Genomic DNA, 26,452 nt, shown 5'->3' on the forward strand with positions numbered 1-26,452 from the left:
CGGTAGCAATCTCACTGTGTGGGATGCGAGTATTGCTCTGTGGGACAGCCTAACCCCGTCGCCGTTCTGGACAAAGCGGTGACCATCCTCCGCGCCGTCGCCGACGAGCCGGCCACGCTCGCCGAGCTGGTCAGCCGCACCGGCCTGCCCCGGGCGACCGCCCACCGGCTCGCCGTCGCGCTCGAGGGGCACCGCCTCGTCCGGCGCACACCGGAGGGCGCCTGGGCGCCGGGCCCCGGACTGGCCGAGCTGGGCCGCGCGGGCGCCGATCTCGCCGACCTCGCCGAGCGGCACCTCGTGACGCTGCGGGACGCGAGCGGGGAGAGCGCCCAGTTCTACGTCCGGGACGGCGCCATGCGCGTGTGCATCGCGGCCGCCGAGCGCACCAGCGGACTCCGCGACACCGTGCCGGTCGGGGCCCGGCTGCCCATGACCGCCGGGTCCGCCGCGCACGCCCTGCTGGCCTTCACCCCCGCCGAGGAGGTCACCCGCCTCCTGCCCGCGGCGAGCTTCACCGCGCGCACGCTGCTCGACGTCCGCCGCCGCGGGTGGGCGCACAGCGTCGCCGAGCGCGAGCCCGGCGTGGCCTCCCTCTCGGCGCCCGTGCGCGACGGTGCGGGCGGCGTCCTCGGCGCCGTCTCCATCTCCGGCCCGGTGGAGCGACTGGGCCGCCGGCCGAGCCCCGAGATCGTCGGCGCCGTCCTGGAGGCGGCGGCGGCGATCAGCCGAGCGGCTCGCTGACCGGCGCGCGCTCCGCCGGCACGAAGATCTCGTCGCTGCGGGCGCCGGACACGGCGGCGATCCGGAACTCCAGGGGCAGCGACGGGTCGAAGCGCCCGCGCTCGATGGAGATCACGGTCTGCCGGGAGACGCCCAGCCGTTCGGCCAGCGCGGGCCTGGGGCCACCCGAGCGCGGCCCGCCGCGCCGCCAGGTCGTTCTGCACGCCCGCCCCTCACGACTCCCGGCGACGGATCAGCGCGTAGCGCAGCCCGCCGTCGGCGATCGCGAACGCCGACAGCATCATCAGCACCACGTCGGTGGAGATCTCGAGGCCCAGGAGGCTCATCGCCCCGAGCAGCGGACCGACGGCCGTGAGCAGGTCGAGGAGGGCGCCGGACGCGGCCTTGTCCATCCAGCGCGTGTCCACGTTCTCCTCCGCGCGCCCATCGGTCTCCACGCGCCGGCCGGCGCCCACGACGAGCCAGGCCGGCCCGATGCACGGCCCCAGGAGCTTGACAGGCGCGTCGCTGCGGAGGGCTCCGGCCACCCGACGGCCGCCGCCTGCGCGGGCGCGCCGTCAGACCAGGCGACGGGCGCCGGCGGAGGGGACCACGTCGAACGTGCGGGGCGCGGCGTAGCCGTCGCGGGCGAAACGCTCGGCCACGGCGTCGGCCACCAGCCCGGCCCGGTCGCGGTCGACCAGCACCACGACGCTGCCGCCGAACCCGCCGCCCACCATGCGGGCGCCGTGCGCCCCCGCCTCGACGGCCGCCTCGACGCAGGCGTCGAGCTCGACGGTGGAGATCTGGAAGTCGTCGCGGAGCGAGATGTGGCCCTCGGTGAGCACCGGGCCGATCCTGCGAGGGTCGCCGGCGTCGCGGAGGATGTCGACGACCCGCAGCACCCGGGCGTTCTCGGTGACGATGTGGCGCGCCCGCCGGAGCAGGAGAGGGTGGTCCTCGAGCGGCGCCAGGCTCGCGACGTCCGGGACGTCGCGGAGAGCGGCGACGCGCAGCCGCGCTGCGGCGTCCTCGCACTCCCGGCGGCGGTCCCCGTAGCCGCCCTCGGCATGGGTGTGCGAGGTGCCGGTGTCGACGACGAGGAGCTCCAGGCCCGCGGCGGCCAGGTCCAGGGGCACCTGCTCGGTCCGCCTCTGCCGGGTGTCCAGGAACAGGGCGTGACCGGCGGTGCACAGCAGCGAGGCCGACTGGTCGAGGATCCCCGTGGGTGCCCCGACGAAGTCGTTCTCCGACCGGCGGGCCAGCTCGACCAGATCGAGCCGGCCGAGCTCGGGGGCGACGAGATCGCCGAGCGCCAGGGCGACCGAGCAGGTCAGCGCCGCCGACGAGGACAGCCCCGCCCCCACCGGCACGTCGGTGTCGACGAGCACGCTGACGCCACCGGCCAGCCGGTCGCGGAGGCCCTCCACCACGCCGGCCGGGTAGCCGGCCCAGCCCCGCGGCCGGCCCGGGGCCAGCTCGTCGACCGGCAGCTCCACCGGGTCGGCGTCCCCCTGCAGGGACACGAAGGCCACTCGCCCGTCGGTGCGCCGCCCGACCGCCGCGCGGGTGGTGTGCGGCAGCGCCACCGGCAGCACGTAGCCGTCGTTGTAGTCGGTGTGCTCACCGATCACGTTCACCCGGCCCGGCGCGGCCCAGACCCCCTCCGGCGCGACGCCGAACCGCTCGGTGAAGGCCCCGTGCGCCCGAGCGGCGGCCGCCTCGTCGGTGGACGGCTTCCCGGCGCTCACTCCACGACCACGTTTCGCAGCTGCTCGGCGATGTCCTCGGGATTGGTGTCGGTGATGAAGGCGCCCATGCCGGACTCCGACCCGGCCAGGTACTTGAGCTTGCCGGGCGCCCGGCGGAGCGAGAACAGCTGGAGGTGCAGCCACCAGTCGTCCCGGTGGCGCACCGGCGCCTGGTTCCAGGACGCGATGTAGGGCATCGGGGTGTCGAAGCGGCGGGCGAACCGGGCGAGGACGTCGAGGTACACCTGGACGAAGGCGTCGCGCTCGGCGCCGTCGAGGGCGGGCAGATCGGGCACCTTCCGCAGCGGGAAGAGCTGCACCTCGTAGGGCCAGCGGGCGGCCGCCGGCACGAACGCCGTCCAGTGCTCGTTCGCCGCGACCACCCGCGGGCCGGCCGCCTCGGCCGCCACCACCTCGGCGAACAGGTCGGCCCCGGCCGCCGCCCGGTGCCGCCGCACCGAGTCGAGGACCTTCTCCACGCGGGCGGTCACGAAGGGATAGGCGTAGATCTGGCCGTGGGGGTGCGACAGCGTCACCCCGATCTCCTCGCCGTGGTTCTCGAAGCAGAAGACCTGCTCCACGCCGTCGAGAGCGGCGAGCTCCGCGCTGCGCTCGGCCCACACGTCCACGACCAGGCGGGCCCGGTCGGCCCCGAGGTCGGCGAAGACTCGGTCGTGCTCGCTGGTGAAGCACACCACCTCGCAGCGCCCGAACCCCGGCCGCAGCTCCGCCAGCGGCGCCCCGGGCGCCGTGGCGGGCACGTCCCGCTCGACGGCGGTGGCCAGCGACGGAAAGCGGTTCTCGAAGACGACGACCTGGTAGTCGCTCTCCGGTACCTCGGTCCGGCGGCCGTCCCGGGAGGGACACAGCGGGCACTGGTCGGCCGGCGGCAGGAAGGTTCGGGTCTGGCGGTGGGAGGCGACGGTCACCCACTCCCCCAGCAGCGCGTCGAAGCGCAGCTGCGAGCGGGTCGCCACAGGGGGCAGGTCGCGCGGGTCGACGGCGTCGCGGGACGTCGGCTCCCCGTCGAAGTAGAGGATCTCCCGGCCGTCGGCCAGGCGACGGCTCGTCCTGATCACGGCCCGACGCTATCTCCGCCGGTGATCTTCGGGCCACTCGGCCGCGGCGGTGGCCGCCCCCGGGATGCGAGAGCCCCCGACCGTGGTCGGGGGCTCTCGTGTGCTGTAGCCCCGAAGGGATTCGAACCCTCGCTACCGCCGTGAGAGGGCGGCGTCCTAGGCCGCTAGACGACGGGGCCGTGCCACGACAGTCTGCCATGGCCCTCGGCGCCGCCGCCGAGGGGGGCCCGGAACGCCGAGAGCCCCCGACCGTGACGGTCGGGGGCTCTCGTGTGCTGTAGCCCCGAAGGGATTCGAACCCTCGCTACCGCCGTGAGAGGGCGGCGTCCTGGGCCGCTAGACGACGGGGCCGTGCAGTGCTGCGGAGGAGAGAACTGCTTCCTCGCTGGGGTACCAGGACTCGAACCTAGACTAACGGAACCAGAAACCGTCGGGCTGCCAATTACCCCATACCCCATGGGCGGCACCTCACGGCGCCGCAGAAGACGATACCTGACGCATCCGGCGGCCGTGGCACCGCCCCGCCCGAGGGTCAGCGCGCCACAACCGGGAACGCCCCCGCCGGTGCCCGCAGGTCGACGGCGGCCGTCCAGATCTCGGGGTGCAGCCGGCGCCGGGACCGGGCGACGACGGTGACGTAGGCGGCCATCGTCGTCAGGCTGAGCGCGGCGAAGGTGAGGCCGACGCCGGCCGGGACCGCCTCGGTCGCCACCCCCTCCCCCAGCGCGCCGGCCAGCACGAAGATGACGACGTTGTTCACCGCGTGCAGCGCGATCGCCGCCTCCAGACCACCGGTCAGCCACACCACGGCGGAGGCGACCAGCCCGAAGGCGAAGCGGTCGAGGAACGTCAGCGGGTCCTGAGCGCCGTGGGCGGCCGCGAACAGCAGGGCGCTCAGCACCGCCGCGACCAGGGCGCCGGTCCGCGGAGCGCGGATCCACCCGGCGATCGCCTGGCTGAGGTAGCCGCGGAAGACGTACTCCTCCGCCGCCGACTGCAGGGGTGTCGTGAGCAGGACCACGACCAGCAGCCAGCCGAACGACGGCATCGGGCCGGACACCTCCTCGTCCCCCGCGACGAAGGTGATGACCACCGACAGCCCGATGCCCACGCCCACGGTGGCCAGGGCCATCAGGGTGTACGGCACCAGGAGCCGCGGGCGCAGGCGCGCCAGCACCGAGGAGGACCACCCGCGGCTCATCCCGTGGGCGACGGTCCACACCATCCACACGCACGGGATCGCGACGATCAGCGACGCGTTGACGAAGAGCAGCACCCAGGGGTCGGTGAGCTCCTCGAGCGCCAGGTCGGGAAGCGTGCCCGGGTCGGCCCCGGAGGCGAGCAGGCCCAGCACGCCGGCGATCGCCGTGACGACGGCGAGGGCCACGTACACGACGCCGAGCAGGAGCAGGCCCAGCAGCGGACGCCACCACGCCCAGTCCCGTGACCGCATGACCTGCAGGAAGGAACGGGGCTCGTCGTGCGGGGGCGTGCCCGGCGGCGGGGCCCACCGCACCACCGGCGGGAGCTGCGGCGCCCAGGGCTGCGGCGTCCAGGGCTGGGGCGTCCAGGGCTGCGGCGTCCAGGGCTGCGGTGCCCAGGGCTGGGACGTCGAGGGCTGGGACGTCCAGGGCTGCGGCGTCCAGGGCTGCGGGGCCCACTGACCGGGTGCCGGGTGGCCGGCCCCCCACGGCTGCGGTGCCCACTGGCCGGGTGCCGGCCGGCCGCGTCCCTCCGGCTGCTGCTCCCACTGCTGGGGCAGGGGCGGCTGCGGCGTCCAGGACTGGTACCCCCACGGCGGCGGGGCCCACGGCCGGGGCACCTGCCACGGTTCGGGACGGCGCGTGGGCGGGGGGCCCTCGTAGCTCTCCACGGCGGGATCGCCCCAGGGATCGGTCATCCGGCCGAGGGACCGGACCCGCCGTCGGTCACGGCCCGCGCCGCGGCCAGCCGGGCCAGGGTTCGATCCCGCCCCAGGAGCTCGATCGACTCGTAGAGCGGAGGGGACACGGTACGGCCGCTGACGGCCACCCGCACCGGCCCGAACGCCTGCCGGGGCTTGCGGCCCAGCCCCTCGACGAGGGCGCTCTTCAGCGCCTCCTCGATCGCCGCCGTCGACCAGTCCGGCAGCTGGGCCAGGGCCGCGGTGGCGGCGTCGAGCACCTCGGCGGCCTCGGGCCCGGACAGCTGCTTCTCCGCCGCCGCCGGCTCGATCTCGACCTCGTCGACGAACAGGAACCGCAGCAGGCCGACCGCCTCCGAGAGCACGATCATGCGTTCCTGCGCCATCGGCGCGATCGCCTCCAGGACCCGCCGCTGCTCGGCCGTCGGCGGCTCGCTCACGAGGCCGGCTGCGGTCAGGTAGGGCGTGACCCGCTCGATGAACTCGTCGACCGGCAGGGCGCGCAGGTGGGTGGCGTTGATGGCCTCGGCCTTCTTGAGGTCGAACCGCGCCGGGTTGGCGCTCACCCGCGTGACGTCGAAGGCCTCCACCATCTCGGCCATCGAGAAGATGTCGCGGTCCTCGGCGATCGACCAGCCCAGCAGCGCTAGGTAGTTGGCGAACCCCTCCGGCAGGAAGCCGCGCTCGCGGTAGACGTCGAGGTTGGACTGCGGGTCGCGTTTGGACAGCTTCTTGTTGCCCTCGCCGGTCACGTACGGCAGGTGGCCGAACCGCGGGGTGTCCTGCGCGACGCCGATGTCGGTCAGGGCGGCGTAGAGGGCGAGCTGTCGCGGGGTGGAGGGCAGCAGGTCCTCCCCGCGGAGCACGTCGGTGATCTCCATCAGCGCGTCGTCGACGGGGTTGACGAAGGGGTACAGCGGCGCGCCGTTCCCCCGGACGAGCACGAAGTCGGGCACCGACCCGGCGGCGAAGCGCACCTCGCCGCGCACCAGGTCGGTCCAGACGAGGTCCTCGTCGGGCATCCGCAGCCGCAGCACCGGCTCGCGCCCCTCGGCGCGGAAGGCGGCCCTCTGCGCGTCGGTGAGGAACCGGTCGGCGTTGTCGTAGCCGAGCTTGGGGTCCTGTCCCGCCGCCAGCCGGCGCGCCTCCACCTCGTCGTTGGTGGAGAACGACTCGTAGGCGTGCCCGCCGGCCACCAGCTTGGCGGCGACCTCCCGGTAGATGTCGTGCCGCTCGGACTGCCGGTAGGGGCCGTGCGGGCCGCCCACCTCCGGGCCCTCGTCCCACTCCAGGCCGAGCCAGCGCAGGCAGTCGAGCAGGTGCCGGTAGGACTCCTCGGAGTCGCGAGCGGCGTCGGTGTCCTCGATGCGGAAGACGAAGGAGCCGCCGGCGTGCCGGGCGTGTGCCCAGTTGAACAGCGCCGTCCGCATCAGGCCGACGTGCACCATCCCGGTCGGCGACGGGCAGAACCGGGTGCGGACCGCACTCATCGCGCGCCACCCGCGGTGGACAGGCCCTCGGCCGCGGCGACGGTGTTGGTCAGCGTGCCCAGGCCCTCGATCGTGCACTCCACCCGCTGACCCGGACGGATCGGGCCGACCCCGGACGGCGTGCCGGTGAGGACGACGTCGCCCGGGAGCAGGGTCATGACCTGCGAGATGTAGGAGATCAGCGTCGGGACGTCGAAGATCAGCTGGCTGGTCCGGCCCTGCTGGCGGGGCTCGCCGTCCACCGTGCAGGTGACCTCGAGGTCGGCCGGGTCGAGGCCCAGGGCACCCAGGTCGGTCTCGATCCAGGGCCCGATCGGGCAGAAGGAGTCGAACCCCTTGGCGCGGGTCCACTGCCCGTCGCTCCTCTGCATGTCCCGCTCGCTCACGTCGTTGCCGATCGTGTAGCCGAAGATGCTGCCCGGCACCTGCTCGGGGGGCACGTTGCGGGCACCGCGGGCACCGATGACCACCGCGAGCTCGACCTCGTGGTGCACGTTGGTGCTGCCCGGCGGGATGCGGATCGCGTCACCGGGCCCGATGACGGCGGTGGAGGGCTTGAGGAAGAGCAGCGGCTGCTTCGGGGCGTCGCCGGTGAGCCCCTTCATCTCCTCGATGTGGTCGGCGTAGTTCTTGCCGACGCACACGACCTTGCTGGGCAGGATGGGCGAGAGCAGCCGGACATCGGCCTGCGCGTAGCGGGCCCCGGTGAAGGAGATCCGGCCGAAGGGATGGCCCTCGATCTGGGCCACCTGGCCGTCCCCGTCGAGGACGCCGAAGGACATGCCCTGGGGTGAGGCGAAGCGGACGATGCGCACACCGCGAGGTTAACCGCCGGGCGCCGGGCGGCCCGGGGCCCTACCGTGCCGCCCATGGCCTGCCGTTTCACCGAGCTCGTCGTCGACAGCCGCGATCCCGGGGCCCTGGCCGCCTTCTGGGCCGCGGTCCTGGACTACCGCATCCTGGGACGGGACGAGGACGGCGCGGTGGAGATCGGCCCCGAGGCCGGGTTCGGGGGTGCGGCACCCACGCTGGTGTTCGCGCCGGTCCCCGATCCCACGCCCGGCAAGGTGCGGCTGCACATCGACCTCAACCCCACCGACCGCGAGCAGGACGAGGAGCTGGACCGGCTGCTGGGCCTGGGCGCCACCCGGGCCGACGTCGGGCAGCGCGGCGACGAGGGCTGGCACGTGCTCGCCGATCCGGAGGGCAACCAGTTCTGCCTGCTGCGCAGCCGCCTCGACCCGCTCTGAGGTCGATCAGCCTGCCTGGGTCGGCCGGTGCAGGACCGCATACGTCAGCGCGTCGACCAGTGCGTGCCAGGAGGCCTCCACGACGTTGTCGTGGACGCCGACGGTCGTCCACTCCCCCACCCCGTCGGTGGTGTCGATGAGCACGCGGGTGGTCGCGCTCGTGCCGCCCTTCCAGCCGAGGATGCGCACCTTGTAGTCGGCCAGCGAGACGCCGGCCAGCTCCGGATAGCGACCGATCAGGGCCTGTCGCAGCGCGTTGTCGAGCGCGTTCACCGGTCCGTTGCCCTCGCCTGTGCTGATGACCCGCTCGCGGCTGCCGTCCGGGTTGAGCAGGTGCACCTTCACGGTCGCCTCGCTGACGACGACGCCGTTGCCCCAGTGCTCGACGGAGGTCTTGTAGCTCTCCAGCTCGAACAGCGGGGGCGGCGCGTCGGGGAGCTGAGAACGGAGGAGGAGCTCGAAGGAGGCGTCGGCGGCCTCGAAGGACCAGCCGTCAGCCTCCAGCACCTTCACCTGGTCCACGACGCGGGCGATGGCGTCGTCGTGTCCCGTCAGGTCCACCCCGAGCTCGCGGCCCTTGAGCTCGACGGAGGCACGGCCGGCCATCTCGGTGACCAGGATGCGCATGTCGTTGCCCACCACGGCGGGATCGAGGTGGTTGTACAGCTCGGGGCTCACCTTGATGGCGCTGGCGTGCAGACCGGCCTTGTGGGCGAACGCCGAGGCACCGACGAACGGCTGGTGCTCGTCGGGCGCGATGTTGGCCAGCTCGGCGATCGCGTGGCTCACCCGCTGCAGCTCCCGCAGGCACTCCGCGGGGACCACGGGCAGGCCCATCTTGGTGACCAGGTTGCCGATGAGGGCGAACGTGTCGGCGTTGCCGGCCCGCTCGCCGTAGCCGTTGGCGGTCCCCTGCACGTGGGTGACCCCCGCCTCCACGGCCGCGAGGGTGTTGGCCACGGCGCAGCCGGTGTCGTCCTGGCAGTGGATGCCCAGCCTGCCGCTGGTGCGTGCCCGCACGTCGGCCACCACGCGGCCGACCCCCATCGGCAGCATGCCCCCGTTCGTGTCGCACAGGACGCCGACCTCCGCCCCGGCCGCGAACGCCGTCTCGAGCACCCGCACGCCGTAGTCGGGGTCCGCGGCGTAGCCGTCGAAGAAGTGCTCGCAGTCGAGGAACACCCGCCGGCCGTGCGCGACGAAGAAGGCCACGGTGTCGGCGACCATCGCCAGGTTCTCCTCCAGCGTCGTGCGGAGCGCGTCCCGGACGTGGCGGACGTCGGACTTCGCCACGAGGCAGACGACCGGCGTCCCGGCGTCCAGGAGGGCCCGCACCTGGCCGTCGTCCTCCACGCGGACCCCGGCCTTGCGGGTGGCCCCGAAGGCGACCAGCTGGGCGTGCCGCAGCTTCAGCTCCGTGCGGGCCCGGGCGAAGAACTCGGTGTCCTTGGGCAGGGCGCCCGGCCAGCCGCCTTCGATGAACCCCACGCCGATCTCGTCGAGCAGCCGGGCGACGGCCAGCTTGTCGGCCACGGAGTAGCTGACGCCCTCGCGCTGGGCGCCGTCGCGCAGGGTGGTGTCGAAGACGTGGAAGTCGGTGCTGGTCACGGTGCTCTCCCGGGTGGAATGGGCCCGAACACGAAAAAGACCCCCCGGGTACGGGAGGTCTGCGCGCAGTCGGGGAGGTGACTGCGCGCTAGGCGATGATGATCGTGCCGTCGGTGTGCATCGCCACCATGAAAGCACGCGCGGCACGTCCGTGGCGGCACCCCTGGTCCGGAGACGCGGCCACCGGACCCGCGCCCCCGGTGCCCACCGCGGTGATCCGACCGGCTGGCAGCCGGCCGGGCACGCCGGCCAGGCGGAGCGGCCCCGTCCGGACACCCGTCGCGAGCGGGGAGAGGGACGGGGCCCTCGTTCAGCCCGAGGCGAGCGCTGCCAGCCGGTCGCCGACCTCGCTGGTCCGCACGGGCCCCTGCGGAGCACGCGTCGAGAGGTCGAAGGCGACGGCGGCGTTGACCTTCCGGGCCTGCTCGGTGCGGCCGAGGTGCTCGAGCAGCAGGCCGATCGACAGCACGGTGGCGGTCGGGTCGGCGACGCCCTGGCCGGCGATGTCGGGGGCCGATCCGTGCACCGGCTCGAACATGCCCGGGTTGGTCCCCGACGCGTCGAGGTTGCCGCTGGCGGCCAGCCCGATGCCCCCGGTCACCGCGGCGGCGATGTCGGTGATGATGTCGCCGAAGAGGTTGTCGGTGACGATGACGTCGTAGCGACCCGGGTCGGTGATGAAGAACATCGAGGCGGCGTCGACGTGCTGGTAGGCGACGGTCACCTCGGGGAACTCGGCCGAGATCTCCTCCACCGTGCGCGACCACAGGCCACCGGCGTGGGTGAGGACGTTGGTCTTGTGGATGAGCGTGAGGTGCCTGCGCGGCCGGGCGACGGCCCGCTCGAAGGCGTAGCGCACCACCCGCTCGACGCCGAACGCCGTATTGAGGCTGACCTCGGTGGCGACCTCCTGCGGCGTGTCCCTGCGCAGCACGCCCCCGTTGCCGACGTAGGGGCCCTCGGTGCCCTCGCGCACGCACAGCATGTCGATCGTGCCGGGGTCGGCCAGCGGGCTGGCGACGCCGTCGAAGAGCCGGGCCGGGCGGAGGTTGACGTGGTGGTCGAGCTCGAAGCGCAGCCGCAGCAGCAGTCCCCGCTCCAGGATGCCGGGCGGCACGCTCGGGTCGCCGATGGCGCCCAGCAGGATCGCGTCGTGCCCGCGCAGCTCCTCGACGACCGGGTCGGGCAGCAGCTCACCGGTGCGCTGCCACCGCATGGCGCCCAGGTCGTAGTGGGTGGGCTCGACGTCGGGGGCCACCTCCCGCAGGACCTTCAGGCCCTCGGCCACGACCTCGGGGCCGATACCGTCTCCAGCGATCACTGCCAGGCGCATGGGGACCGACACTAGGTCAGAGCGGATTGAGGTCGGCGGCCCGGGCCTCGCGGGCACCGATGTGGCCGGCGATGTCAACGAGCAGCTCGGCGGGCACACGGCTGTCCACGGTGACCGCCATCAGCGCCTCACCGCCGCGGGTGGTCCGGCTGACCTGCGCCCCGGCGATGTTGATGCTCGCCTCGCCGAGGGCCGCACCGACCGTGCCGACGACACCCGGGCGGTCGGTGTAGACGAAGAAGAGCAGGTACCCCGACAGGTCGAGGTCGATGTCGAACCCGTTGACCGCGGTCAGCTTGGGCACCTGGTTCTTGCCGAAGAGCGTGCCCGAGACCGTGATCTGCGTGCCGTCGGCCATCGCGCCGCGCACGGTGATGAGGTTGCGGTAGTCGGGGCTCTCGATGTCGCTGGACAGCGACACCTCCAGGCCGCGCTGCTCCGCGAGCAGCGGGGCGTTCACGTACGTCACCTGCTCCTCGACGACGTCCGAGAACACGCCCTTGAGGACGGCCAGCTGCACGACGGAGACGTCGAACTCGGCGATCTTGCCGCGCACCTCGACGTTGACCGACTGGGCCAGGCCGCCGGCCACGGCGGTGAACACGCGCCCCAGCTTCTCGGCCAGCGGCAGCCCCGGCCGGACGTCCTCCGCGACGACGCCCCCGGCCTGGACGTTCACCGCGTCGGGCACGAACTCGCCCTGGAGCGCCAGCCGCACCGACCGGGCGACGGCGGTGCCGGCCTTGTCCTGCGCCTCCGTGGTCGACGCGCCCAGGTGCGGCGTGACCACGGTGTTGCGCAGCCCGAACAGGGGGCTGTCGGTGCACGGCTCCTTGGCGAAGACGTCGATGCCGGCCGCACGCACCTGACCGGAGGAGAGGGCGTCGACCAGGGCTGCCTCGTCGACCAGCCCGCCGCGGGCGGCATTGACGATGATGACCCCCGGCTTCGTGGTGGCCAGCTCGGCGGCACCGATCAACCCGACCGTCTCCGGGGTCTTCGGCAGGTGGATGGTGATGAAGTCCGACTCGCGGAGCAGCTCGTCCAGCGGGACCAGCCGCACGCCCAGCTGCGCGGCGCGGCCGGGCTGGATGTAGGGGTCGTAGGCGATCAGCGTGACGCCGAACGCGGCCAGCCGCTGGGCCACGAGGACGCCGATGCGGCCCAGACCGACCACACCGACGGTCTTCTCGGTCACCTCGACACCGGTGAACTTCGACCGCTTCCAGGCGCCCTCCCGCAGCGACGCGTCGGCGGCCGGGATGTGCCGCGCGGCGGCGAGGAGCAGGGCGACCGCGTGCTCGGCGGCGCTGACGATGTTCGACGTCGGTGCGTTGACCACCATGACGCCGCGCTCCGTGGCGGCGGCGACGTCCACGTTGTCCAGGCCGATGCCGGCGCGGGCGACCACCTTGAGGTTCGGCGCGGCCGCGAGCGCCTCGGCGTCGATCTGCGTGGCGCTGCGGATCATCACCGCCGCCGCGTCGGCGAGGGCGGGCAGCAGCGCGCCGCGGTCGGCTCCGTCGACGTGCCGGATCTCCACGTCGGTCCCGAGCACCCCCAGCACGCTCGGTGCGAGCTCTTCGGCGATCAGGACGACGGGCAGGGTCCCCGGCACAGTGGCGGTCACAGGGCGACAGCCTAGGAGCGTCCGCAGAGTGGGACGACACCGCACCAGCGGGGACCTGCGTCCTTGTGCCCGTTCAGCCGCCCCGACATCCTGGCCGCGGGGGTCGGGAACGCCGGCGCTCGACGGAGGAGATCATGAGCCAGTCCGACAACCAGGGTCGTCCCGAGTCCCCCGCGCAGGGTTCCGGCGGCACTCCGCAGTACGGGTCCGAGCCGCGACAGCAGCAGTACGGTCAGCAGCCGTACGGCGGTCAGGCCCCCTACGGCCAGGAGCACGGCCGGGACCGGTACGGACAGGGCGAGTACGGGCAGGGCGAGTACGGGCAGGGCGAGTACGGGCAGGCGGAGTACGGGCAGGCGGAGTACGGCCAGGGGCAGTCCGGCCAGCCCGGCTACGGGCAGCAGGCGTACGGGCAGGCCCAGTACGGGCAGGCGCCGTACGGGCAAGCGCCGTACGGGCAAGCGCAGTACGGGCAAGCGCAGTACGGGCAAGCGCAGTACGGGCAAGGGCAGTACGAGCAGGCGCCGTACGGGCAGCAGCCCGCCTACGGTCAGCAGTACGGGCAGGTGCCCTCGTACGGGCAGTACGGTTCGGGCCAGCCGGCCAGGCCGGGCACGGTGGTCACCGCCTCCGTGCTGGGTTTCGTCTTCGGCGCCCTCGGCGTGATCTTCACGCTCCTGACGATCGCGGCCGGGTCGGCGGCGTCGTCGGTGTTCGGGTCCCTGGCCGACGACGACGACGTGGCCAGCGGCATCTTCGCCGCCGTGCTGCTCATCGCCCTGCTCATGGCCGTCTGGACGGTGGTGACCATCTGGGGTGCGGTGTGGGCCCTGACCGGCCGCAGCCGGGTGCTGCTGATCGTCGGTGGCTCGATCGCCATCGCCGTCACCCTCTTCGGGTTCCTGGGCAGCCTCGGGAACGTGGACTCGTCGGGCGGGGGCGGCGTCGTGTGGAGCCTGCTGCTGCTCGTGGCGGCCGTCGCGATGGTCGTCCTGCTGACGGTCCGGCAGTCGGCCGGCTATTTCGCCGCCCACCGGGCCCGTCGCGGTCGCTGAGCGAGGACCCCGTCCTCCCCACTCCTCGGGGAGGGACTCCCTGCGCCCGCGGATCGCGGGCTCGCCGCGGCACCTCGGAGGAGGCCGGGCCCGGGCCCGACGCGAACGGCCCCCGCCGCCTCGGGCAGCGGGGGCCGTTCGACGCCCGGATCAGCTGCGGGCGGCGGTGCCCGTGTAGTCGTCGGACGCCGACACCCAGCTCATGAGACCGCGCAGCTTGCGGCCGGTCTCCTCGATCGGGTGCGCCTCGGCCTCGGCGCGGCGGCGCTTGAAGTCCGGCGCCCCGGCATCCTGGTCGGCGATGAAGGCCGCGGCCCACGAGCCGTCCTTGATCGCGGCGAGGACCTCCTTCATGGAGTCCTTGACGTGCTGGTCGATGATCTTGGGGCCCGTGGTGTAGTCGCCGTACTCGGCCGTGTCGGACACCGACCAGCGCTGCTTGGCGATGCCGCCCTCGTACATGAGGTCGACGATCAGCTTGAGCTCGTGCAGGCACTCGAAGTAGGCGATCTCGGGCTGGTACCCGGCGTCGATCAGGGTCTCGAACCCGGCCGTCACGAGCGCGGACATGCCGCCGCACAGCACTGCCTGCTCCCCGAAGAGGTCGGTCTCGGTCTCCTCGGTGAAGGTCGTCTTGATGACGCCGGCACGCGTGCCGCCGATCCCCTTGGCGTAGGAGAGCGCCAGCTGCAGCGCCGAGCCGCTGGCGTCCTGCTCGACGGCCACCAGGCAGGGCACGCCCTTGCCGTCGCTGAACTCCCGGCGCACGAGGTGACCGGGGCCCTTGGGGGCCACCATCGCGACGTCGACGCCCGCCGGGGGCTTGATGTAGCCGAACCGGATGTTGAAGCCATGGCCGAAGAACAGCGCGTCGCCGTCCTGCAGGTTGGGCTCGACGGACTCGGCGTAGAGCGTCCGCTGGACGTGGTCGGGGGCCAGGATCATGATCAGGTCGGCCTCGGCAGCCGCCTCGGCGGGGGTGACGACCCGCAGCCCCTCGGCCTCGGCCTTGGGGCGGCTCTTGCTGCCCTCGGGGAGGCCGACGCGGACGTCGACCCCGGAGTCACGCAGGGAGAGCGCGTGCGCGTGTCCCTGGCTGCCGTACCCCAGGACGGCGACGGTGCGCCCCTGGATGATCGAGAGGTCGGCGTCGTCGTCGTAGAAGATCTCGGCGGCCATGCGGTGGTACGTCCTTTCGGTTCGGTGCGGGAGTCGGACGGGCGGCCCCTCTCCGGAGGCTCGCCCGAGCTTGCGAGGGATGAGGTGGAGAGCGGTCCTCTTTCAGGCGCTGCGTTCGACCGGGCGCAACGTACCGGCGCCCGACATCGACCGCGGACCCCGGCCCAGGGCCACGGTCCCGGACTGCGCCATCTCCTTGATGCCCAGCGGGGCGAGGACGGCGAGCAGCGCCTGCAGCTTGTCGGGGGTGCCGGTCGCCTCGAGGGTCACGGTGTCGGGGTTGACGTCGACGACCCGCGCGCGGAACAGCTCGGCGGTCTGGAGGACCTGGGTCCGCTCGGCCATGGGCGCGCGGACCTTGACCAGCAGCAGCTCGCGCTGGACCGCGGCGGCGGAGTCCAGCTCGACGATCTTGATCACCTCGACCAGCTTGTTCAGCTGCTTGGTGATCTGCTCCAGCGGCGCGGACTCCGCGTCGGCGACGATCGTCATGCGGGAGAGATCGGGGTTCTCCGTCGGCCCGACGGCGAGCGACTCGATGTTGAACCCACGGCGGCTGAACAGCGCCGAGACGCGGGCCAGCACACCGGACTTGTTCTCGACCAGCACCGACAGCGTGTGGCGTGACATTGCGGAAGGCGACCTTTCAGATCGACCGGCACCGTGACGGCCCCGTTCAGGGGCCCGCGCCGGGCGGAGCGAGGGGTGGGGGGAACGGGGGTCCTACACCTGTCCGTCGCCGAAGACCGGGCGCACGTCGCGGGCGGCCAGGATGTCGTCGTTGCTGGCGCCCGCGGCGACCATCGGCCACACCTGGGCGTCGTGGCCGACCACGAAGTCGATGACCACCGGCGCGTCGTCGATCGCCATCGCCTTCTCGATGACCGCGTCGACGTCGTCCTTGGTCTCGCAGCGCAGCCCGACGCAGCCGAGGGCCTCCGCGAGGGTGACGAAGTCGGGGATGCGGACCGGCTTGGGCGTCCCGTCGGGGTTGCGGGCGTGCAGCTTGGTGTTGGAGTAGCGGCCCTCGTAGAAGAGGGTCTGCCACTGCCGGACCATGCCGAGGTTGCCGTTGTTGATGACGGCGACCTTGATCGGGATGCCCTCCATGGCGCAGGTGGCGAGCTCCTGGTTGGTCATCTGGAAGCAGCCGTCACCGTCGATCGCCCAGACGGTGGCCTCCGGGCGGCCGTACTTCGCCCCCATGGCGGCCGGCACGGCGTAGCCCATGGTCCCGAGCCCGCCGCTGTTGAGCCAGGTGCCCGGCTTCTCGTACTTCACGAACTGGGCGGCCCACATCTGGTGCTGGCCGACACCGGCGGCGTAGATGGCGTCCGGGCCCGCGATGGCCCCCAGCCGCTCGATCACGTACTGCGGCGACAGGGAGCCGTCCTCGGGCCAGTCGTAGCCGAGCGGGTAGCGGGCGCGCCAGTCGTCGAGCTGCGCCCACCAGGCGGTGAGGTCCGCGGTGCGGCCGGCCTGCCGGTCCGCGCGCAACGCCTCGACCAGCTGGGCGATGGTCTCCTTGGCGTCGCCCACGATCGGCACGTCCGCCTTGCGGTTCTTGCCGATCTCGGCCGGGTCGATGTCGGCGTGCACCACCTGCGCGTTCGGCGCGAAGGTCGACAGGTTGCCGGTGACCCGGTCGTCGAAGCGCGCCCCGAGGGCCACGATGAGGTCCGCCTTCTGCAGGGCGGTCACCGCGGCGACGGTCCCGTGCATCCCGGGCATGCCGAGGTTCTGCGGGTGGCTGTCGGGGAAGGCGCCGCGGGCCATCAGCGTGGTGACCACGGGCGCGCCGGTCAGCTCGGCGAGCTCGGCGAGCTCCTCCGTCGCGCCGGCCTTGAGCACGCCGCCCCCGACGTAGAGGACCGGCTGGCGGGCGCCGGCGATCAGCGTGGCCGCCTCGCGCACCTGCTTGCCGTGGGGTCGGGTGGTCGGCTTGTAGCCGGGCAGGTCCAGCCGCGGCGGCCAGGAGAAGTCGGTGGTCGCCTGCAGGACGTCCTTCGGGATGTCGACCAGGACCGGGCCGGGCCGGCCGGTCGCCGCCAGGTGGAAGGCCTCCGCGATCCGCTGCGGGATGTCCGCGGCGTCGGTGACGAGGAAGTTGTGCTTGGTGATCGGCATCGTGATGCCGCGGATGTCGGCCTCCTGGAAGGCGTCGGTGCCGATGGCGTGGCTGGGCACCTGGCCGGTGATCGCGACGATCGGCACCGAGTCCATGTAGGCGTCGGCCAGCGGCGTCACCAGGTTGGTCGCACCCGGGCCCGAGGTCGCCATGCAGACACCCACCCGCCCGGTGGCCTGCGCGTACCCGGTCGCCGCGTGACCGGCGCCCTGCTCGTGGCGGACGAGGACGTGGCGCACCTTCGAGTCGAACAGCGGGTCGTAGGCGGGCAGGATCGCCCCGCCCGGGATGCCGAAGATGACCTCGACGCCGACCGCCTCGAGGGAGCGGACCAGGCTCTGCGCCCCGGTGATGCCGCTCGCCGGCTGGGCGGCGGCCGCGGCGACGGAGCGGGCCGTCGTCTCGACGCCGGTCAGGGCGGCGGCGGCCTCCCGGGTGGCGTCGCGGGACGTCTCACGGGCGGTGTGCTCGCTCGGGGTGGTGGTCATCTCGGCGTTCTCCTGGGCCTGGCACGTGTCGTGAATGGCGGTACGAGGTGTGGCTTCGGGCAACAAAAAACCCCTCGTGCCACAGGCACGGAGGGGTCAGCGCGTCGGTCGGCGACCGGCGCGCTAGGCAACTACGAGGCTGCGCGAGCAGCCGTCGTGGAGCGGGCAGGCGCGAGGCACCTGCACACTGTGCGCCTCGGCGGAGGGCGCCGTCAACCAACCCGTCCCACTCTGTGGACACCGGCGTCCATTTCCGGGCCCTCCGGAGCGAGCACCGCGGCGTCGGAGGCGTCGAGTCGAGCGGCGGCAGCTCGGCGACGCCGGGGGCGCGAGCGCGAGGGCCGCCGCCTGCGGTCACGACCGGGGCCGCGGGGCGTCCTCGGGTCGGGATCCCCCGCTCAGCGCGAGCCGACGAGGCCGGGCAGCAGCACGGCGGCGCCCTCGGCGACCAGCTCCGTGATGCCCGGGAGGGGCAGGGGGCGCCCGACGGCGAAGCCCTGCGCGAACCCGCAGCCGTACTTCGTGAGGGCGGCCAGCTGGGCCGCGGTCTCGACGCCCTCCCCGACCACGTCGAGACCCAGTGCGCGGGCGATCCCGATGACCGACTCGCACAGCGCCTGGCTCTGCGGATCGCGGTCGATGCGGGAGATCAGGGACCGGTCCAGGCGCACGATGTCGATGGGCAGCCGGGTCAGGTGGGCCAGCGCGGACGCGCCGCTGCCGAACCCGTCGAGCGCGACGTGCACGCCCATCAGCCGCACGCTGGAGACGTCGAGCGCGAGCCGTTCGTCGTCCGAGGCGACGGCGGGCGCGCCGATCTGGAGCACCAGACGCTCCGGGGACAGACCCGACACCGCCAGGGCGGACTCGACATCGGTGACGAGCGTGCCGCCGGAGAGATACCCGAACGGCACCGTGAAGCCGATGCGCAGCGGAGTCCCGGCTTCGGGCAGACCGGTGGCGGCCGTGGCCGCCGCCTCCAGCCCCCACCGGACGAGCCCACCGATCAGCCCGGCGCGCTCGGCCAGCGGGACGAACTCCACCGGCGGGATCTCCCCGAGCGAGCCGTGCCGCCAGCGCAGCTGCGCCTCGACGCCGGTGATCCGCTCCTCCTCCAGCGACACGATCGGCTGGAAGAGCAGGTAGAGCTCGTCGCGCGCCGCGGCGCCCGCCAGCTCGGAGCGGAGCAGGTCACGTCGGGCCGCGGCTTCGCCGAGCGCGTCGTCGTACCGGCGGGCCCTTCCGGCGCCGGCCTCGTGCGCGGCCCGCACCGCCAGGTCCGCCCGCGCGAGGACCGCCTCGACGTCCGACCCCTGCTCGATGTCCACCACGCCGATGCCCGCGGTCAGCTCGACCAGGCCCGCCGGGGTGACGATGGGCTGCTCCACGGCGGACAGGCAGCGGTGGGCCAGCCGGTCGGCGTCGGCGTCGGCGCCATGGCTGAGGACGGCGAACGCGCCGCCGCCCATGCGCGCGACGGTGTCCTCTCCGCGCACGGTGGCGCGCAGCCGGCGTCCGATCTCGGCCACAGCGAGGGTACCGGTCTCCCGGCCGGCGTTCTCCCGGGCGGCCGTGAGCCCGAGCAGGTCGACCATCAGCAGCGTCGTGGGACCGCCGGGGCCGGTGACCGCGTCCTGGAGGAGCCGGAGGACGCCGGCCCGGTTGGGCAGGCCGGTCATCGGGTCGGTGTAGGCGACGGCCTGCAGCGCCTGTTCGCGCGCGTTCCGCTCCGTCATGTCCCGGCAGTGCAGGACCACCGCGCCCACGTCGGGGTGCCGGCGCAGGTCGGAGACACCTGCCTCCAGGTAGTGCCACTCCCCTGCCGCGTCGGGCAGCCGCACGGTCAGCAGGCCGGCGCCTCCCGGATCGGCGTCCGGCGCGATCCCGGCGACCGGCAGGACCGCGGCCAGCGCGGGGACGTCGTCGGGGTGCACCGCTTCGAGGAGCAGCCGTCCGAGGAGGGTCGGTGCCGGGTTCCCGAGGGCGCGTTCGAGAGCCGGCGACGTCCAGTTGATGCGGAGGGCGTCGTCGAGGATGACCACCCCGTCCCCGCTGGAGTGCACCAGGGACCGGAAGTACGCCTCGCTCCGCCGGAGCCGGGCGGCGGTGCGCCGCTCCTCGCGCAGGGCGAGCACGCGGTGGGCCGTGGCCAGCCCCGCGCAGGCAAGGACACCGGTCACCGTGACCTGGCTGGGGAGGGAACCCAGCATCGTCACCACGCCGGCCACCGTCATGGCCAGCAGCATCGCCAGGTGCGGCAGGACGTGACCGAGGTCGGTCGCACGTCCACCGGCGTCGGGGTGCCGGTCCGCGGGCTCCCGCGCGGGCCCCGGGTCCATGAGCGCGGCGAGCCCGAGGAGGGACAGTCCGCAGACGACGAGGAACCGGCTGCCGTCGAGGACCCCGGAGCTCCCCGACATGAGCGCGGACGTGGCCAGTGCCCGCCCGGTGGTGAGCAGCACCGCGCCGGCGAGAAGGACCAGGGCCATCCGGCGGCGACGCACGTCGACCACGCCGAGCACGGTCACCGCCGCCGCCATCGTGACCGAGGTGGCGACCACCGCGGCGCCCAGCACCAGCCCTTCGGCCAGTTCCAGGTCGGCCCAGCTGCCGCGCGGCCCGACGATCATCATCTGGACGGCGACGAGGCAGGCAGAGGTGAACAACGCCAGCTCGACGGCGACCCGGGGGCCGGCCCGCAGCCGACACCGCTCCACGAGCGTCAGGATCGCGACGATCGCGATGACGTAACCCGGCACCGTGGGGACCCAGCGGAGCACCGCCAGGTCGATCCCGTCGGCCGGCCGGAGGAGGTAGGCGAGCGCGGTGCCGGCGACCGGCAGCGGTGGGGCGAGCGCCAGCAGCCGCCAGCCGCGCAGACCACGACCGGACGAGCTGCCGACGCTCCACAGCAGCACCGACACGATCAGGCCGACGGCGGCGACACCCGCGTCGGCCACCGGGAGCCACGAGGGCACGGCGACCGCCGCCGCGCAGCCGGTCAGGCCGAGCGCGGCGCAGCCGAGCAGCACAGTCCGACGCGGGTCCACACCGGGTCTGTCGGCACTTCTCCCGAGCGTGACGAGCCGACCCCGGCGGCCGTCACCCCTCCGGGGGAGGTTTCCGAGACCGCACGGTCCGTCGGGTACGGGGGGCGGGCGTCAGCCGCAGATCGCGCCCTGGGCCGCCGACCCGACGAGCTTCGCGTACTTGCCCAGGACGCCGGTCGTGTAGCGCGGCGGCAGCGGGGCCCAGCCCTCGCGGCGGCGGGCGAGCTCCTCCTCGTCGACCAGCAGGTCCAGGGTGCGGGCGGAGAGATCGAGCCGGATCCGGTCACCGTCGCGGACGAAGGCGATCGGTCCCCCGTCGGTCGCCTCCGGGGCCACGTGGCCGACGCACAGGCCCGTCGTGCCACCGGAGAACCGGCCGTCGGTCAGCAGCAGGACGTCCTTGCCGAGGCCGGCACCCTTGATCGCGCCGGTGACCGCGAGCATCTCGCGCATGCCCGGACCACCCCTCGGCCCCTCGTACCGGATCACCACGACGTCGCCCGCCTGGAGCGTGCCGTCGGTGACGGCGTCCATGGCCCCCTGTTCGCCATCGAAGACGCGTGCCGTGCCCTCGAACACCTCGGCGTCGAAGCCGGCCGACTTCACCACGGCTCCGTCCGGCGAGAGCGAGCCGCGCAGGATGGTCAGCCCACCGGTCTTGTGGATCGGGTCGTCCATCGCGCGGATGATCGCGCCGTCGACGTCCGGCGGGGCGATCTCAGCCAGGTTCTCGGCCATGGTCTTCCCGGTGACGGTCAGCACGTCGCCGTGCAGCAGGCCGGCGTCGAGCAGGGCGCGCAGCACGACCGGGACGCCACCGACGCGGTCGATGTCGGTCATGACGAACCGGCCGAACGGCTTGACGTCGGCCAGGTGCGGCGTGCGGTCGCCGATCCGGTTGAAGTCCTCGAGGGTCAGGTCGACCTGCGCCTCGTGCGCGATGGCCATGAGGTGCAGGACGGCGTTGGTCGAGCCCCCGAGGGCCATGACGACGGTGATGGCGTTCTCGAAGGCCTTCTTCGTCATGATCTGGCGGGCGGTGATGCCCTTGCGGAGCAGGTTCACCACGGCCTCGCCGGAGGCGATCGCCACGGCGTCGCGGCGGCTGTCCGGGGCCGGCGGCGCGGCGCTGCCGGGCAGCGCCATGCCCAGGGCCTCGGCCACGCTGGCCATGGTGTTGGCGGTGTACATGCCGCCGCAGGACCCCTCGCTGGGACAGGCGGCCTTCTCGATGGCGTCGAGCTCTTCCCGGGTGATCAGCCCCCGGGCGCAGGCCCCGACGCCCTCGAAGACGTCGATGATCGTGAGGTTGTCCCGGTCGCCGAGCTTGCCCGGCAGGATCGAGCCCGAGTAGACGAAGACGCTGGCCAGATCGAGGCGGGCAGCCGCCATCAGCATGCCGGGCAGCGACTTGTCGCAGCCGGCCAGCAGCACCGAGCCGTCGAGGCGCTCGGCGAACATGACCGTCTCGACCGAGTCCGCGATCACCTCGCGGCTGACCAGCGAGGCGCGCATGCCCTCGTGGCCCATCGAGATGCCGTCGGAGACGGAGATGGTGCCGAACTCCAGCGGGTAGCCGCCGGCGGCGTGCACCCCCTCCTTGGCGCGCTTGGCCAGCCGGTCGAGGGAGAGGTTGCAGGGGGTGATCTCGTTCCAGGACGACGCGACGCCGATCTGCGGCTTGCCCCAGTCGTCGTCGCCCATGCCGACCGCGCGGAGCATCGCGCGGGCCGGTGCCTTGGCGATGCCGTCGGTCACCTCGTAGCTACGAGGCTTCAGCGGACTGTGCGTCCCGCTGTGGGAGTCGTTGCCGGGGATGAGGTCCTCGCCGATCGTCACGTCCCCGGATGATAGGCCGGTGCGGCCGGCGGACAAGGAGTGCGTCGATACTGGTATCGACACCACCACTGCCCTCGGAGTTCCCGTGCCACCGTCCGCCCGCCGCGAGCTCGCCGGCTTCCTCGTCTCGCGTCGCCGCCAGGTGGACCCCGCTGCCGCGGGGCTCCCGGCCGGCGGGGCGCGCCGGACCCCGGGCCTCCGTCGCGAGGAGGTGGCGCTCCTGTCCGGCGTGAGCCACACCTGGTACACGTGGCTCGAGCAGGGCCGCGACATCCGACCGTCGCGACAGGTGATCGACGCCCTGGCCCGCACGCTGCGGATGTCGCCGGCGGAGCACGAGTACGTCCGGCGGCTCGCCGGCCACGGGAGCTCGGCCCCGGCGGATGCGACGGAGGGCCTCCCGGCCCACGTGCAGCGGCTGATCGACGCGCTCGGCCCGTCGCCGGCCTACGCGATCACCGGCACGTGGTCGATCGTCGGCTGGAACCGCGCCTACGAGCGGCTCTACCCCGGCGTCGCAGCGGTTCCGCCGGCGGACCGGAACCTGCTCTGGCTCGTCTTCACCGACCCGGCCGTGCGGAGGCTGCTCGGCGACTGGACCACCGACAGCCGGCGCTTCCTCACCCAGTTCCGCGCCGAGGTGGGACCGCGCCTCGCCGACCGGGAGGTGGTCGACCTCGTCGCCCGCCTGGAGGCGGCCAGCCCACACTTCCGCACCGGCTGGGCGAGCCACGACGTCGACCGCTTCAGCTCGGGCGAACGGCGCTTCGAGCACCCGGAGGTCGGCACGTTGCTGCTGGAGCACCACCAGCTGACCCCCGCGGACGCCCCCGGGCTGCAGCTGGTGGTCTACACCGCCGCGGAGGGCAGCGAGACAGCCGCCAAGCTCGGTCGCCTGACCCCGGAACCGGGACGCGGCGCCTGGTGACCGCTGCCTGGGAGGATGGCCGTCCGTGAGCGCTCCCGCCCGCATCCGGATGAGCCGGACCGCCCTGCTGCCCGTGGGTCTCCTCGTCATCTGCATGCTCCCGCTGGCCACCGTGTCGGCCTGGACGCTGCTGCTCCTCCTCGTGCCTGCGGCCATCGCGACGTGGGTGGTGCGGGTCGGTGTCGACGTCGGGGACGACGGGGTGATCGTGCGGTCGGCGTTCGGCCGCCGGCTGGTGCCCTGGGCCCGCGTCGCCGGGATCCGCGTCGCCCCCCGCGGGGAGCTGCGGCTGGTCACCACCGCGCGCACCGAGGTGCGGCTGCCGGTGCTGCGGGCGCGCGACCTCCCGCGGCTGGCCGCGGTGTCCGGTGGCCGGATCGACGTGCCCGTGCCGCCGGCGTGACCGGTCAGTAGTTCTCGACGACGTTGAGCAGTTCCTGGCCGGCGAGGATCCGGGCGAGCTGGTCGGTGACCGCCCGCGTCGCTCGGGCACCGGTCTCGGGGACCTCGCCGCCGACGTGCGGCGTGAGCAGCAGGCCGGGCGCCGTCCACAGCGGGTGCCCCGGCGGCAGCGGCTCGGGGTCGGTGACGTCCAGTGCCGCCCTCAGCCGGCCGCTGGACAGCTCGGCCAGCAGGGCGTCGGTGTCCACGATGACGCCACGGGCGGCGTTGACCAGGAGAGCGCCGTCCGGCATCGCGGCGAGGAAGGCGGCGTCCACCATGCCGGTCGTCTCGGGGGTCACCGGGACGATGAGGATGACCACGTCGGCGTGCGGCAGCAGGTCCGGCAGCTCTCCCATGGCCCGCACGCCCTCCCGCGCGGTGCGGGCGACGTAGGTCAGCTCGACGTCGAATCCGGCCAGCATCCGCCCGATCGCCCGGCCGATGTCACCCGCGCCGACGACGAGGACGCGCGCTCCGACCAGCGACCGGTGGGTGCTGAACGACCAGCGGCCGGCGTCCTGCTCGCGGACGAAGAACGGGATGCCGCGCTGGGCGGCGAGGGTGGTGGTGACCGCCCACTCCGCCGTCGCAGGCGTGTGCGCCCCCCGGGCGTTGCACAGCACCACCCGCTCGGGCAGCCGCCGGATGAACTTCTCCGCGCCCGCGCTCAGCAGCTGCACGAGCTGCAGGCGGGGCAGGGCCTCGATGAACCCGTTGTCGGGGAGGGTCGCTCCCGAGGCGCGCGGCACCCACACCTGCGCCAGGGCGGCGTCACCGGCGGGCGGGCCGTCGTCCGGATCGACGCGGTGCGCGCGGACGCGCGGGGACAGCGCCTCCGCGGCGGCGGCGATCGCGCTCGAGGGCACGAGAACGTGCAGGGGATCGTCCGGCTGCAGAACGACGTGAGGCACGGTTCCGGACTCTAGGCGGCGCCCTCACACGCGCACGTACTGTGATCCGGGTGGGATCACGGGCGGGCGCACGGACGACGCGACTGCTCGCCGTCGCGCTCACCGCGGTCGTGCTGACCGGGTGCGGGAGCGACGGGTACGAACCCAGCGGCCCGTTCCGCCCCGTGCCGGAGGGGGCGCCGCCCGAGGTGGGACCGCCCTCGTCGGGCGCCCCCGTTCCCGGCGACCCGGCGCAGCCGGGAGCCGGCGAGGACGGCGGCGACTCCAACGTGGTCGCCTCCGGGCTCGCCGTGCCCACCGGGCTGGTCCTCCTGCCCGACGGCAGCGCGATCGTCGGGGAGCGGGACACCGGCCGCCTGGTCCAGGTGTTCCCCGACCGCTCCCCCGCCCGCGAGCTCATGACGGTGCCGGGCATCGACACGGCCGGCGACGGCGGGCTGCTGGGCCTGGCGCTCTCCCCGACGTACCTCGAGGACGGCCTGCTGTTCGCCTACGTCTCCACGGCGACCGACAACCGGGTGGTCCGCTTCCCGCTCGGCGGGACGCCGAACCCCGTGCTGACCGGCATCCCGCGGGGTGACCGGCACAACGGCGGAGGGATCCTGTTCGGCCCGGACGGTCACCTCTTCATCGGCACCGGAGACACCGGCAACCCCGAGCTCGCCGGGAACCCGGACTCGCTGGCCGGCAAGGTCCTGCGGATCGACGTCTTCGGGCGGCCGGTGGATGCCACCCCGGTCTACAGCCGCGGCCACCGCGACGTCACTGCCCTCTGCCAGTCGGGGCTGCCCGACGAGGCCGGGGAGGTGACGGTGTACGCCACCGACGCCGGTGACGGTCCCGACGAGGTGAACCGGGTGACCGCCGGCGCGGACTACGGCACCGTCGCCCCGCTGATCGACGTACCCGCCGAGGAGGCGGGACTGGGTGGCTGCGCCGCCGCGGGGGGCGGGGTGTTCCTCGGCGCGCTGGACGGCCGGCGGGTGCACGCGTACGCCCTCGACGGGACCGGCATGGCCGTCGGCGGCGCCGAGGAGTTCCTGGTCGGCGAGTACGGCCGGCTGCGCACCGTCGTCCTCGACGCCGAGGGTGCGCTGTGGATCACCACGTCGAACCGCGACGGCGTCGGGACACCCGTCGAGGAGGACGACCGGGTGCTCCGGGTCCTGCCGCCGTCCGCCGCCGGCACCTCGCCCCTCTGACACCCCCTCCGACACCTCGCCCTCCGACACCTCGCCCTCCGACACCTCGCCCCTCTGGGTCGAGCTGCCACCCGGTCGCCGGCGTGGGCGCATGGTCGCCGGCTGCGCGCGGCCCTCGACCGCCCGCTCGACGGTGCGGCGTGGCCGCCCGCTCGACGGTGCCGGGTGGCCGACGGCCAGGCGCGCTCCAGCCGCGGTGGTCCGGCGCGACGACGGGACGGCCCCATCGCCGCGGTACGCGAAAATCTCTCGGAGAACGCGCTGGTGACCGGCCAGAACTGTCAGACCCTGTCCGTAGATTCGTTCATGTGTTCGAGGTCGGGTTCGGGGTCGCGGTGACGGTGGCGCCGTTGGATGTGGCGCCCTGTCCGGTGGAGGTGCTGCCGGCGGGGGTGACGGCGCGGCCGAGCCGGTTGGGTGAGCTGCTGCCGGTCGGGGCCCGGAGCGATGCCGAGATCGCGCTG

23 protein-coding genes and 3 tRNA genes are annotated in these 26,452 nt (G+C 73.7%); 7 read left to right on the top strand and 19 right to left on the bottom strand.

The window, feature by feature from the left end; translation table 11 throughout:
* Positions 1–39: 39 nt before the first annotated feature.
* Positions 40–741, top strand: a complete 702-nt coding sequence (locus ACFSHS_RS07165; protein WP_376873556.1) for an IclR family transcriptional regulator — start codon at positions 40–42, stop codon at positions 739–741.
* Here the strand turns inward: ACFSHS_RS07165 and ACFSHS_RS07170 are convergent.
* The 8 genes from ACFSHS_RS07170 to ACFSHS_RS07205 all read right to left on the bottom strand — a co-directional run bounded on the left by ACFSHS_RS07170 (position 722) and on the right by ACFSHS_RS07205 (position 5,003).
* Positions 722–889 (bottom strand): helix-turn-helix transcriptional regulator, encoded by a 168-nt coding sequence (locus tag ACFSHS_RS07170; RefSeq protein WP_458199740.1) that lies wholly within the window; start codon positions 887–889, stop codon positions 722–724. The two genes, ACFSHS_RS07165 and ACFSHS_RS07170, sit on opposite strands and share 20 nt — an antisense overlap.
* A 64-nt stretch (positions 890–953) precedes the next feature.
* On the bottom strand, positions 954–1,148 hold the full coding sequence (locus ACFSHS_RS07175; RefSeq protein ID WP_376873560.1) for a hypothetical protein: 195 nt from the start codon (positions 1,146–1,148) through the stop codon (positions 954–956).
* A gap of 150 nt (positions 1,149–1,298) precedes the next feature.
* Positions 1,299–2,471, bottom strand: coding sequence for a galactokinase (gene galK, locus ACFSHS_RS07180; RefSeq protein ID WP_376873562.1), 1,173 nt, complete (start codon positions 2,469–2,471; stop codon positions 1,299–1,301).
* A complete protein-coding gene (galT, locus tag ACFSHS_RS07185; protein ID WP_376873564.1) occupies positions 2,468–3,550 on the bottom strand; it encodes a galactose-1-phosphate uridylyltransferase in 1,083 nt (360 codons plus the stop codon). The genes galK and galT overlap by 4 nt, the downstream gene beginning before the upstream one ends.
* A gap of 106 nt (positions 3,551–3,656) precedes the next feature.
* Positions 3,657–3,729, bottom strand: a tRNA-Glu gene (locus ACFSHS_RS07190).
* 99 nt (positions 3,730–3,828) lie between these two features.
* Positions 3,829–3,901: transfer RNA gene (locus tag ACFSHS_RS07195), tRNA-Glu, on the bottom strand.
* A 34-nt stretch (positions 3,902–3,935) separates the two neighbouring features.
* Positions 3,936–4,007, bottom strand: a tRNA-Gln gene (locus tag ACFSHS_RS07200).
* A gap of 75 nt (positions 4,008–4,082) precedes the next feature.
* Positions 4,083–5,003 carry a CPBP family intramembrane glutamic endopeptidase gene (locus tag ACFSHS_RS07205; RefSeq protein WP_376873566.1) on the bottom strand — a complete coding sequence of 307 codons (921 nt, stop codon included), beginning with the start codon at positions 5,001–5,003 and terminating at the stop codon, positions 4,083–4,085.
* On the opposite strand from ACFSHS_RS07205, the gene ACFSHS_RS07210 reads away from it, so the two are divergent.
* Entirely contained in the window at positions 5,002–5,214 is a 213-nt protein-coding gene (locus ACFSHS_RS07210) for a hypothetical protein (protein ID WP_376873568.1), read from the top strand. The genes ACFSHS_RS07205 and ACFSHS_RS07210 overlap by 2 nt on opposite strands.
* Positions 5,215–5,446: 232 nt before the next feature.
* Here the strand turns inward: ACFSHS_RS07210 and gltX are convergent, their stop codons facing one another.
* Together gltX and ACFSHS_RS07220 are read right to left on the bottom strand one after the other, a co-directional pair.
* Positions 5,447–6,943 carry a glutamate--tRNA ligase gene (gltX, locus tag ACFSHS_RS07215; protein ID WP_376873570.1) on the bottom strand — a complete coding sequence of 499 codons (1,497 nt, stop codon included), beginning with the start codon at positions 6,941–6,943 and terminating at the stop codon, positions 5,447–5,449.
* A complete protein-coding gene (locus ACFSHS_RS07220; protein WP_376873572.1) occupies positions 6,940–7,758 on the bottom strand; it encodes a fumarylacetoacetate hydrolase family protein in 819 nt (272 codons plus the stop codon). The genes gltX and ACFSHS_RS07220 overlap by 4 nt, the downstream gene beginning before the upstream one ends.
* 54 nt (positions 7,759–7,812) lie before the next feature.
* Here ACFSHS_RS07220 and ACFSHS_RS07225 point away from each other — a divergent pair, with 54 nt between their 5' ends.
* The gene (locus tag ACFSHS_RS07225) at positions 7,813–8,193 is read left to right on the top strand and encodes a VOC family protein (protein ID WP_376873574.1); all 381 of its coding nucleotides are present in this window, start codon (positions 7,813–7,815) and stop codon (positions 8,191–8,193) included.
* A gap of 6 nt (positions 8,194–8,199) precedes the next feature.
* Here the strand turns inward: ACFSHS_RS07225 and cimA are convergent, their stop codons facing one another.
* From cimA to serA, 3 genes are all read right to left on the bottom strand, one after another.
* On the bottom strand, positions 8,200–9,801 hold the full coding sequence (gene cimA / locus ACFSHS_RS07230; RefSeq protein ID WP_376873576.1) for a citramalate synthase: 1,602 nt from the start codon (positions 9,799–9,801) through the stop codon (positions 8,200–8,202).
* A 310-nt stretch (positions 9,802–10,111) separates the two neighbouring features.
* Entirely contained in the window at positions 10,112–11,134 is a 1,023-nt protein-coding gene (locus tag ACFSHS_RS07235) for a 3-isopropylmalate dehydrogenase (RefSeq protein ID WP_376873578.1), read from the bottom strand.
* Positions 11,135–11,150: 16 nt separating this feature from the next.
* Positions 11,151–12,764, bottom strand: a complete 1,614-nt coding sequence (gene serA / locus ACFSHS_RS07240) for a phosphoglycerate dehydrogenase (protein ID WP_376873580.1) — start codon at positions 12,762–12,764, stop codon at positions 11,151–11,153.
* A gap of 134 nt (positions 12,765–12,898) precedes the next feature.
* Between serA and ACFSHS_RS07245 the strand changes: the two genes are divergently transcribed.
* Entirely contained in the window at positions 12,899–13,819 is a 921-nt protein-coding gene (locus ACFSHS_RS07245; protein WP_376873582.1) for a hypothetical protein, read from the top strand.
* 150 nt (positions 13,820–13,969) lie between these two features.
* Here the strand turns inward: ACFSHS_RS07245 and ilvC are convergent, their stop codons facing one another.
* The 5 genes from ilvC to ilvD all read right to left on the bottom strand — a co-directional run bounded on the left by ilvC (position 13,970) and on the right by ilvD (position 22,503).
* Positions 13,970–15,079, bottom strand: a complete 1,110-nt coding sequence (gene ilvC / locus ACFSHS_RS07250) for a ketol-acid reductoisomerase (protein WP_376873604.1) — start codon at positions 15,077–15,079, stop codon at positions 13,970–13,972.
* A 21-nt stretch (positions 15,080–15,100) separates the two neighbouring features.
* A complete protein-coding gene (gene ilvN / locus ACFSHS_RS07255; RefSeq protein ID WP_376873584.1) occupies positions 15,101–15,628 on the bottom strand; it encodes an acetolactate synthase small subunit in 528 nt (175 codons plus the stop codon).
* Between the two features lie 93 nt (positions 15,629–15,721).
* Positions 15,722–17,614, bottom strand: a complete 1,893-nt coding sequence (locus tag ACFSHS_RS07260) for an acetolactate synthase large subunit (protein ID WP_376873586.1) — start codon at positions 17,612–17,614, stop codon at positions 15,722–15,724.
* Between the two features lie 398 nt (positions 17,615–18,012).
* Positions 18,013–20,664, bottom strand: coding sequence for a putative bifunctional diguanylate cyclase/phosphodiesterase (locus ACFSHS_RS07265; RefSeq protein ID WP_376873588.1), 2,652 nt, complete (start codon positions 20,662–20,664; stop codon positions 18,013–18,015).
* 111 nt (positions 20,665–20,775) lie between these two features.
* A complete protein-coding gene (gene ilvD / locus ACFSHS_RS07270) occupies positions 20,776–22,503 on the bottom strand; it encodes a dihydroxy-acid dehydratase (RefSeq protein WP_376873590.1) in 1,728 nt (575 codons plus the stop codon).
* An 85-nt stretch (positions 22,504–22,588) separates the two neighbouring features.
* Here ilvD and ACFSHS_RS07275 point away from each other — a divergent pair, with 85 nt between their 5' ends.
* Positions 22,589–23,431: a helix-turn-helix transcriptional regulator gene (locus ACFSHS_RS07275; RefSeq protein WP_376873592.1), complete on the top strand. Its 843-nt coding sequence runs from the start codon at positions 22,589–22,591 to the stop codon at positions 23,429–23,431.
* 25 nt (positions 23,432–23,456) lie between these two features.
* Entirely contained in the window at positions 23,457–23,834 is a 378-nt protein-coding gene (locus tag ACFSHS_RS07280; RefSeq protein WP_376873594.1) for a PH domain-containing protein, read from the top strand.
* 4 nt (positions 23,835–23,838) lie between these two features.
* Here the strand turns inward: ACFSHS_RS07280 and ACFSHS_RS07285 are convergent, their stop codons facing one another.
* The gene (locus ACFSHS_RS07285) at positions 23,839–24,786 is read right to left on the bottom strand and encodes a 2-hydroxyacid dehydrogenase (protein ID WP_376873596.1); all 948 of its coding nucleotides are present in this window, start codon (positions 24,784–24,786) and stop codon (positions 23,839–23,841) included.
* Positions 24,787–24,836: 50 nt separating this feature from the next.
* On the opposite strand from ACFSHS_RS07285, the gene ACFSHS_RS07290 reads away from it, so the two are divergent.
* Positions 24,837–25,988, top strand: a complete 1,152-nt coding sequence (locus ACFSHS_RS07290) for a PQQ-dependent sugar dehydrogenase (RefSeq protein WP_376873598.1) — start codon at positions 24,837–24,839, stop codon at positions 25,986–25,988.
* Positions 25,989–26,452 lie beyond the last annotated feature (464 nt).

This window comes from Blastococcus deserti, from assembly GCF_042682525.1.
Classification (GTDB): Bacteria; Actinomycetota; Actinomycetes; order Mycobacteriales; family Geodermatophilaceae; genus Blastococcus_B; species Blastococcus_B deserti.

What these genes read in the sequence shown, in the direction of transcription:
- ilvN (WP_376873584.1), bottom strand. Translation starts at nt 15,628, where the DNA reads ATGTCACGCCACACGCTGTCGGTGCTGGTCGAGAACAAGTCCGGTGTG.
- ACFSHS_RS07245 (WP_376873582.1), top strand. Translation starts at nt 12,899, where the DNA reads ATGAGCCAGTCCGACAACCAGGGTCGTCCCGAGTCCCCCGCGCAGGGT.
- gltX (WP_376873570.1), bottom strand. Translation starts at nt 6,943, where the DNA reads ATGAGTGCGGTCCGCACCCGGTTCTGCCCGTCGCCGACCGGGATGGTG.
- ACFSHS_RS07205 (WP_376873566.1), bottom strand. Translation starts at nt 5,003, where the DNA reads ATGCGGTCACGGGACTGGGCGTGGTGGCGTCCGCTGCTGGGCCTGCTC.
- ACFSHS_RS07210 (WP_376873568.1), top strand. Translation starts at nt 5,002, where the DNA reads ATGACCTGCAGGAAGGAACGGGGCTCGTCGTGCGGGGGCGTGCCCGGC.
- ACFSHS_RS07260 (WP_376873586.1), bottom strand. Translation starts at nt 17,614, where the DNA reads ATGACCACCACCCCGAGCGAGCACACCGCCCGTGAGACGTCCCGCGAC.
- ACFSHS_RS07235 (WP_376873578.1), bottom strand. Translation starts at nt 11,134, where the DNA reads ATGCGCCTGGCAGTGATCGCTGGAGACGGTATCGGCCCCGAGGTCGTG.
- ACFSHS_RS07225 (WP_376873574.1), top strand. Translation starts at nt 7,813, where the DNA reads ATGGCCTGCCGTTTCACCGAGCTCGTCGTCGACAGCCGCGATCCCGGG.